The organism is Mycobacterium szulgai, assembly GCF_002116635.1.
GTDB classification, from domain to species: Bacteria; Actinomycetota; Actinomycetes; order Mycobacteriales; family Mycobacteriaceae; genus Mycobacterium; species Mycobacterium szulgai.
This window is the reverse complement of record NZ_LQPW01000146.1, coordinates 61,581-68,528: the sequence shown is the minus strand read 5'-3', so window position 1 is coordinate 68,528 and position 6,948 is coordinate 61,581. Positions and strand designations below refer to the sequence as shown.

Genomic DNA, 6,948 nt, shown 5'->3' with positions numbered 1-6,948 from the left:
CGGGACTCTCGCACAAGCGGCCATGGCCGCCGGAATGGCGATCCAGTTCCTCGCCGCGGTATTTGAGATGTGAGCCGATGAGCGAGTCTGCCGCCAGGTGCGGCCTCTGCGCAGCCGTTAGCCACGGCCAACCCTCAGGTTTGGGAGTGAGTTTGGCAGGAGTAACAGGGTTCTAACGGATCTACACCGCAGGACCGGGCGAATGCAGCGCGCCTCCACGGTAGAGCCACCCAAACAGATGCCACCAACCCGGCACTGTCAATCAGCAGCCTCGAACTGATCAAGCAGTTGTACTACGACCCCGAGTCTCTCGCGATTGTGCGCGACTGCGCGGACACCGCTAGAGGCGTGCGGTCGGTGAACAGCGTGGACCGCACCGTCGTGGTCGCCGTGTATGGGCAGCTGGCACAAGGTAATCGCTGACACCCTTAGTCTCACCGCGATTCGAGGCGTTGATATGCGGAACGCGTGCGGTCCACGACCGAGCACGGTGGGTTTTGCTACCGAGCAGGGCACTCATTTGTCGCAGCGGTTCGCGGCGACTGGTGGCGTTCGTACAGCACCGACGTCATCAGCACTCCAAGGCCAAGCATCGCCAGCCCCGCGCCTACCAATGATGGAGCTCGATAACCATAACCTGCCGCGATCACCAACCCACCTAACCAGGCACCACCTGCGTTGGCGACGTTTAACGCCGAGTGGTTGAGGGCGGCAGCCAACGTCTGGGCTTCGTCAGCTACATCCATGAGCCGAGTCTGCAACGCTGGCACCAGCGATGTACTCGAGACCCCGATCATGAACACCAGAACCACTGCAACCCAATAATTCTGGGCTAGTAGGACGAACATCGTCAAAAATATAGCAACCAAAGCCAACCCTGTTGTGATAGCCAGAATCACATTTCGGTCGATCATCCAGCCGCCGAGCATATTTCCAGCCACCATGCCGAGCCCAAAAATAGCCAATGCGAGGGGAACTAGGTGAATTGGAAGGCCAGAGACACTAGTAAGGGTGGTGCTGATGTACGTATAGAAGGCGAATGTTCCTCCGAAGCCCACCACTCCAATGAGCAATGCGAACCACACTTGAGCTCGGCGGAGCGCTGTGAGCTCGGTGACAAAACTCGTCACCGAAATGTCTGTCAGATCCGGCAGGAAAAGCAATAAGGCCGCCACCGTCAATGCGCCACTCACCACGACAACGGCAAATGCCGCCCGCCAACCCATTGCATTGCCCAACCATGTAGCGGACGGCACACCAACGACGTTGCCTGCCGCTAGGCCCAGCATTGCCTGACCGACCGCTCGGCCACGGTTACCCGGACCAGCGAGATGCGCCGCCACTAGAGCCGCCACGCCGAAGTAGGCACCATGGGGGAGTCCGGCAACGAACCTTGACAGCATCAGGGCCTCAGAGCCCGGGGCGCACACTGTAGCTGCGTTGCCCGCGGTGAACGCGACCATGAGCGCGATAAGCAGGACGCGGCGTGATATCCCGGCCGACACCGCAGCAATTATCGGAGAGCCGACCACAACCCCCAGGGCGTAGGCGCTGACAACAAAACCCGCCTGTGGTTCGGTCACTCTGAAGCTGTGCGCAATGCTAGGCAACAACCCCATCGGGACGAATTCTGTCGTCGCGATACCGAATCCGCCGAGGGCGAGCGCAAAGATTGCGCCGCGAGGAATCGCGGGCTGACCTAGCCCCACTGTGCCGCCTGAGCAGCAGTCACGGAAATAAGAGAACTCAAATGCGAAACGGCGTCAGATACGGCTAAATCCGGTCCAGGAAATTCTGCGTAGGCAGGCTCAATGGTGCCGCGTATCGCGGTCATTACAACTTTGCTTCGCAACGGCCCTAGATTTGCGGGCGGAGCGATTCCCTTCCATATTCCGTATCGCCGGCCGTCAGCTGATTTCAATGACCACCTTAACCTGATCGGTATCCGATTCGAAGGCGTCGATGGCCCTCGCCAGCGGTACCCGCCGAGTGATTAATCGCTGCAGCCAGGGCTCGTCGGCGCGCGCCAAGACGTTGGCGGCTTCCCGGAAGTGGCGGAGATTCGAGTTGACCGACCCGACCACTAGATCGTTTTTTAACACGATGTCCCGGTTAAGGATGCCGGCGTCGACGTCCACCTGGTGCACGCCGGAAAGCAAGCCGAGCAGGCAGGTGACGCCATAGAAGTTGGTGTTGCGGATCGCGTCGAACACGACACTGCCTACTCCGGTGGCCTCGATGACGATGTCCGGACGGACTTTCTTAGCGATTGAATCGATGTCCCCGGTGTGATACGCCGCCCCCAGCGCGATAACGGCTTCCGGCTTGGGCCCATTGGTCGCCAGATCGACGACGTGAGTCTCCAAACCGCGTTGACGGGCGATCAGTGCGGCCAGCAACCCGATTGTTCCGGCGCCGGTGACCAGCACGCGCTCCGGCTCAAACCAACCGCGCCCTCCGGTTCGGTCTATCTGCTCCCACGCCTTTACCACAACCGAGGTGGGCTCGGTCAAGACGCCGACGCTGTCAAGCGATGGATCCAGGCGAACCGCGTAATCCTCGTCTACGCACCATGTTTCGCTGCCGTACCCGTGCAGTTCTTTGATTCCGCGTTCCGCGTAGCCGCCGTTTCGGCAATTGTCGAACTCGCCGCGGGCACATGCCCCGCAGGGCTCCGGGTCAGGGCGACGTACCACGCCGACCACCAAGTCACCGGACGAAAAGCTACTGCCTTGCGGCGCCTGACGGACCCGACCGAGCGACTCATGGCCGAGCACCATCCACGGCGAGCCTTCCGGCGCCCAACCGATCTCGCCGGAAGCGATTTCCTTGTCGGTACCGCAGACTCCCACCGCGAGCCCGTCTACCAATAGCTCGTTGCCTGCCGGCGTGGGCTCGGGCAGGTCGGTGACCCGCAGAGAGCCCTTCCGTCCGGGCTCTACCGTCAAAGCGCGCATGTCTGCTCACTTGCCCTCTCACTAGCTGACCTCCCGCCGCTTAAGGTCATCGTCATTCACCCGCCAGTTCGGTACGCCTCTCCATGTCCACTGCGAAACCTGGCTATTGTCTAGACAGGCCCGTGCGGGCGTGCGGTCACTTCACCACCGCGGTACCATACCCCCCTACCCTACATGCAACCAATAGTACGCGCCACATGCCGCGACGGCCAATTCGTGTGAGTCTCAAGCAAGCAAGCCGCGATGTCCTCGGTGGCGCCAATTGAGACCGACGCCACCGACTTTCACACCTATGCCCTCACCGCCGGGCACTGCCGCGCCAACCCGGCATCCGGTTATGCACGCGACAAGCCAAGCGGGCTAACCGGAGACTTCGCGCGCACCGTGTTCGCGCCCCCGCGCACCGGAGGCCTGGACTACGCACTCATCGACTTCGGCACCAACTCCTTGGCTTCAGCATTCATCACCGACCAGCCACATGCCCTTCACCGATGACCACCCCTAACCACAAATCGGCCAAACTGTGTGCAGGAACGGGGTTTCCAGCGGCCAGCATTGCGACGCAGGCTTGCGGCGACATTATGTCCGTGCTCGCATAGGCGCCGTTATCGACGTCGGCGAATACACCGGCGAGCTTTTCGGTGTCTCTGGCGACCCCGAAAACCGTTGCGCCCTTTTGCGATAACAATTGAGCCGTCGCCGCACCCAGGCCCGAGGAGGCGCCGGTGACCAATGCGATCTTGCCCTGTAATCCGGTCAATGTCTGCATTCTTTCGTCGTGCGTAGCGCTGCGGAAGCCGCACCAAGGAACGAACAAGGATCCGTCAAGTGGTCTCCGTGAATCTAGTCGTGTCCGGTTACCTGTTGAGGAGACACGATGAGGGCCAAAAAGTACCTTGCGGCGGCGAGTTTGGCCGCCGGTTTGCTTGCCGCTACTAACGGAGTGGCGCATGCCGACGGCGCGGCGGCGCCGGTGGGTTTTTGGGCCACGGCGAATGGCTCCGAGCAGCTATTGGTGAGTGCGAGCGGGTGCTCGCTGGCCAACGGTGCCGGGGTGCCGACCACCTCAGGACCGTGCAGGTGGAACCCCTCGTCCCGCGGCGGCATCCTCACGATCATCAGCAGTCAGACTCACCGTCCGGCGCCGGTGTATTTCAACGTGGTGTGGGTGAATCAGTCGACTATCACCGTCGAGGGTGACGTGTTCTATCGGCGGTCGTAGCCGGTTGGGTTGCCGTTCGCGCGATGAGTTAGCCGGCGCGCTCGGGTCTACCTGCGGACGGAGACAATCGATTCATCGGGAGTAAGCCATGGGCCTCATCCATATCGCGCTGTTTGCCACGCTCGACCTCGTCGGGCAGTCACCCGGCGGCCCGGATGAGGATCCGGTGGGATTCCCGTTCGGCGGGTGGCAGGCGCCCCTGGTGGACGAGGTCACCGGGACGCAGATCGGTGCGGCCTACCAGGGCACCGACGCGCTGTTACTAGGGCGGCGGACGTACGACATCTTCGCTGCCTATTGGCCGCACCAAAAAGGCGGCGAAGACGGTGAAATTGCCACCCTGTTCAACAGCGTCCCCAAGTATGTGGCCTCCCGCGGCAGGCCTGATCTCTCGTGGGCCGGCTCCATGCAACTCGGGCCGGATCTAGCCGGCGCCGTGGGCGAGCTTCGTGAGAGGCACGAGCACGTCAAGGTCGTCGGGAGCTTGAACCTGGTGCAGACCCTCCTGCGGGAAAAGCTGTTCGATCGCATCGACCTCTGGGTGCACCCGATAGTGCTGGGCGTCGGGAAGAAGGTGTTCGACGGTGGCGCGGTGCCCACGAACGTCTCACTCCTCGAGCCGCCGGTGGCCGCTCCGAGCGGCACCGTGCACCTGCGCTACGCGCTCGCCGGCGGCACACCTGGCACGGGGGACATGGGCGCACCCGATCGCGGTCTGGAACGCCGCAGCGGGCGTGGGACCTAATGCCCGGAAAACTCGTCCATCGAGTTGTAGACGCCGACGCGCCGCAGATAGACATCACGCAGCCACACCGGCAGCACGGCACTGAGCACCTTATTCATCTTCGAAGTCCACGGGATGATGACGAAAGAATCGCCTTTGAGCATCGCCGCCCACGCCTGGTCGACAACGTCCTCCTGCTTGAGCATCGGAGTGAACAGGATGCCCTTCGCGCCCTCGAACATGCCGGTGTTGATGTAGGTCGGGCATACGGTGGTTACCTTGACGTGGTTATGGCCGGCCTGTTCAAGCTCTAGGCGCACTGAATCGGAGAAGCCGATCGCCGCCCACTTCGACGCGGCATAGGCGGCCATGCGTGGAATGGCGTTCAGTCCGGCCGAGGATGCGATGTTGACCAGACGACACTGCGTGCCGGACTCGATCATCGCCGGCAGGAACTCCCGGGCGACCAGCATGGGCCCAATGGAATTGACCTCCATGGTGAGCATGAAGTCGCGCGGCTGGTTCTCCCAGAAGTAGCCGTTGCCGCGCACGATGCCGGCATTGTTGAACAGCACATGGATGGTGCCGACCTCGGCGCGGACCCGGTTGGCGGCCTCGGCCACGCGGTCTTGCGAGGTGACGTCGACGATTTCGTAATGGATCGTGCCGCCGGCCGCCTCCAACTCGGCGGCGGTTTCCTTCAGCGCGGCCTCGTTGGCGTCCCAAAGCACCACCGCGGCAGCCCCCTCTTTGACGGCGTGGGTGGCGAACAGCTTGCCAAGGCCCATCGCGGCCCCGGTGACAAGGACATTGAGTCCACTGACCGACTGCATAACTGAACTCCTCTTGGCGTTTTGGGCTGAAGCGGCCTCGCTCCTACCGTTCTATCGCACCGCGAGCGTTGCAGGGAGGGCCCAGCGTAAACCGGCGAAGCCCGTCGGCGTGTATATCTGCGGTGTCCGCAGGCTAGTGTGCTTTGGTCAGGCTCATTAATCAGCCATAGAACAGTTGAGCAAATTGTGACTGCAGCAGCAGAAGCGTCGGCAATCGAATCCCGGGTCGGCCACTACTACCAAATGGACGGCACCTACCTGGTGGGCCGCGAGAAGCTACGCGAGTACGCGCGCGCAGTGCAGGACTATCACCCCGCCCACTGGGATGTCGCCGCCGCCGCCGAGCTGGGATATTCGGATCTGGTGGCGCCGCTGACCTTCACCTCGGTCCCGGGCATGACCTGCAATCGCCGCATGTTCGAGACGGTCGTCGTCGGTTACGACACCTACGTGCAGACCGAAGAAGTCTTCGAGCAGCACCGCCCGATCGTGGCCGGCGACGAACTGCATATCGACGTGGAGTTGACGTCAGTGCGCAGAGTTGCCGGCAGAGACCTGATCACCGTCACCAACACGTTCACCGATCCAGCCGGCGAACGGGTGCACACCTTGCACACCACCGTCGTCGGCGTCCGGGCCGACGAGATCGATCCGGCGGTCAAGGCGGTCGTGCAGAAGGCGATGATGCACGACGTAAACATCCTCGCAAGCGACGAAGCCGACGCGACTTACCACAAGACGGTGCGCCCCGAAGGTGAGATTCGGATAGCCAAGGCGACCCGCACGCCAGGCACGCCGTCGTTCGATGACGTCAAGGTCGGCGACGAGCTACCGATCCATCACGCCCGACTGTCCCGCGGCGATCTGGTGAACTATTCCGGAGTGGCCGGCGATGCCAACCCTATTCACTGGGACGAGAACCTCGCCAAGCTCGCCGGACTGCCCGACGTGATCGCCCACGGAATGCTCACCATGGGTTTGGGTGCCGGATTCGTTTCGGCGTGGTCAGGTGACCCCGGAGCGGTGACGCGGTTCGCGGTGCGGCTGTCCGCGCCCGCAATCGTGGCGGCCATCGACGGCGCCGACATTGAGTACAGCGGCCGGATCAAGTCGCTGGACCCTGAGACCCGCACCGGTGTCGTCATGATCGCCGCGAAGTCCGGTGGCCGAAAGATTTTCGGCCTGGCGACGCTGAACATCCGCTTCCGCTGA

At 62.5% G+C, this 6,948-nt stretch carries 7 protein-coding genes and 2 pseudogenes; 5 read left to right on the top strand and 4 right to left on the bottom strand.

Annotated elements, in window-relative coordinates; genetic code table 11:
• Positions 1-168: 168 nt before the first annotated feature.
• Positions 169-423, top strand: a pseudogene (locus AWC27_RS32340) (CAP domain-containing protein); the annotation flags it as partial.
• A gap of 77 nt (positions 424-500) precedes the next feature.
• Here AWC27_RS32340 and AWC27_RS21575 read toward each other — a convergent pair.
• The gene (locus tag AWC27_RS21575; protein WP_245847376.1) at positions 501-1,709 is read right to left on the bottom strand and encodes an MFS transporter; all 1,209 of its coding nucleotides are present in this window, start codon (positions 1,707-1,709) and stop codon (positions 501-503) included.
• A 198-nt stretch (positions 1,710-1,907) separates the two neighbouring features.
• Positions 1,908-2,957, bottom strand: coding sequence for a glucose 1-dehydrogenase (locus AWC27_RS21570; protein WP_085672354.1), 1,050 nt, complete (start codon positions 2,955-2,957; stop codon positions 1,908-1,910).
• Positions 2,958-3,200: 243 nt separating this feature from the next.
• On the opposite strand from AWC27_RS21570, the gene AWC27_RS21565 reads away from it, so the two are divergent.
• On the top strand, positions 3,201-3,452 hold the full coding sequence (locus tag AWC27_RS21565; protein WP_085672353.1) for a chymotrypsin family serine protease: 252 nt from the start codon (positions 3,201-3,203) through the stop codon (positions 3,450-3,452).
• Positions 3,453-3,504: 52 nt separating this feature from the next.
• Here the strand turns inward: AWC27_RS21565 and AWC27_RS21560 are convergent.
• Positions 3,505-3,717: pseudogene (locus tag AWC27_RS21560) on the bottom strand (SDR family NAD(P)-dependent oxidoreductase); the annotation flags it as partial.
• 117 nt (positions 3,718-3,834) lie between these two features.
• On the opposite strand from AWC27_RS21560, the gene AWC27_RS21555 reads away from it, so the two are divergent.
• The gene (locus AWC27_RS21555) at positions 3,835-4,179 is read left to right on the top strand and encodes a hypothetical protein (RefSeq protein WP_139837139.1); all 345 of its coding nucleotides are present in this window, start codon (positions 3,835-3,837) and stop codon (positions 4,177-4,179) included.
• 88 nt (positions 4,180-4,267) lie between these two features.
• A complete protein-coding gene (locus AWC27_RS21550) occupies positions 4,268-4,924 on the top strand; it encodes a dihydrofolate reductase family protein (RefSeq protein ID WP_085672351.1) in 657 nt (218 codons plus the stop codon).
• Here the strand turns inward: AWC27_RS21550 and AWC27_RS21545 are convergent.
• Entirely contained in the window at positions 4,921-5,736 is an 816-nt protein-coding gene (locus tag AWC27_RS21545; protein WP_085672350.1) for an SDR family NAD(P)-dependent oxidoreductase, read from the bottom strand. The two genes, AWC27_RS21550 and AWC27_RS21545, sit on opposite strands and share 4 nt — an antisense overlap.
• A 186-nt stretch (positions 5,737-5,922) precedes the next feature.
• Here AWC27_RS21545 and AWC27_RS21540 point away from each other — a divergent pair, with 186 nt between their 5' ends.
• On the top strand, positions 5,923-6,948 hold the full coding sequence (locus AWC27_RS21540) for a fused (3R)-hydroxyacyl-ACP dehydratase subunits HadA/HadB (protein ID WP_085672349.1): 1,026 nt from the start codon (positions 5,923-5,925) through the stop codon (positions 6,946-6,948).

What these genes read in the sequence shown, in the direction of transcription:
- AWC27_RS21570 (WP_085672354.1), bottom strand. Translation starts at nt 2,957, where the DNA reads ATGCGCGCTTTGACGGTAGAGCCCGGACGGAAGGGCTCTCTGCGGGTC.
- AWC27_RS21565 (WP_085672353.1), top strand. Translation starts at nt 3,201, where the DNA reads ATGTCCTCGGTGGCGCCAATTGAGACCGACGCCACCGACTTTCACACC.
- AWC27_RS21555 (WP_139837139.1), top strand. Translation starts at nt 3,835, where the DNA reads ATGAGGGCCAAAAAGTACCTTGCGGCGGCGAGTTTGGCCGCCGGTTTG.
- AWC27_RS21550 (WP_085672351.1), top strand. Translation starts at nt 4,268, where the DNA reads ATGGGCCTCATCCATATCGCGCTGTTTGCCACGCTCGACCTCGTCGGG.
- AWC27_RS21545 (WP_085672350.1), bottom strand. Translation starts at nt 5,736, where the DNA reads ATGCAGTCGGTCAGTGGACTCAATGTCCTTGTCACCGGGGCCGCGATG.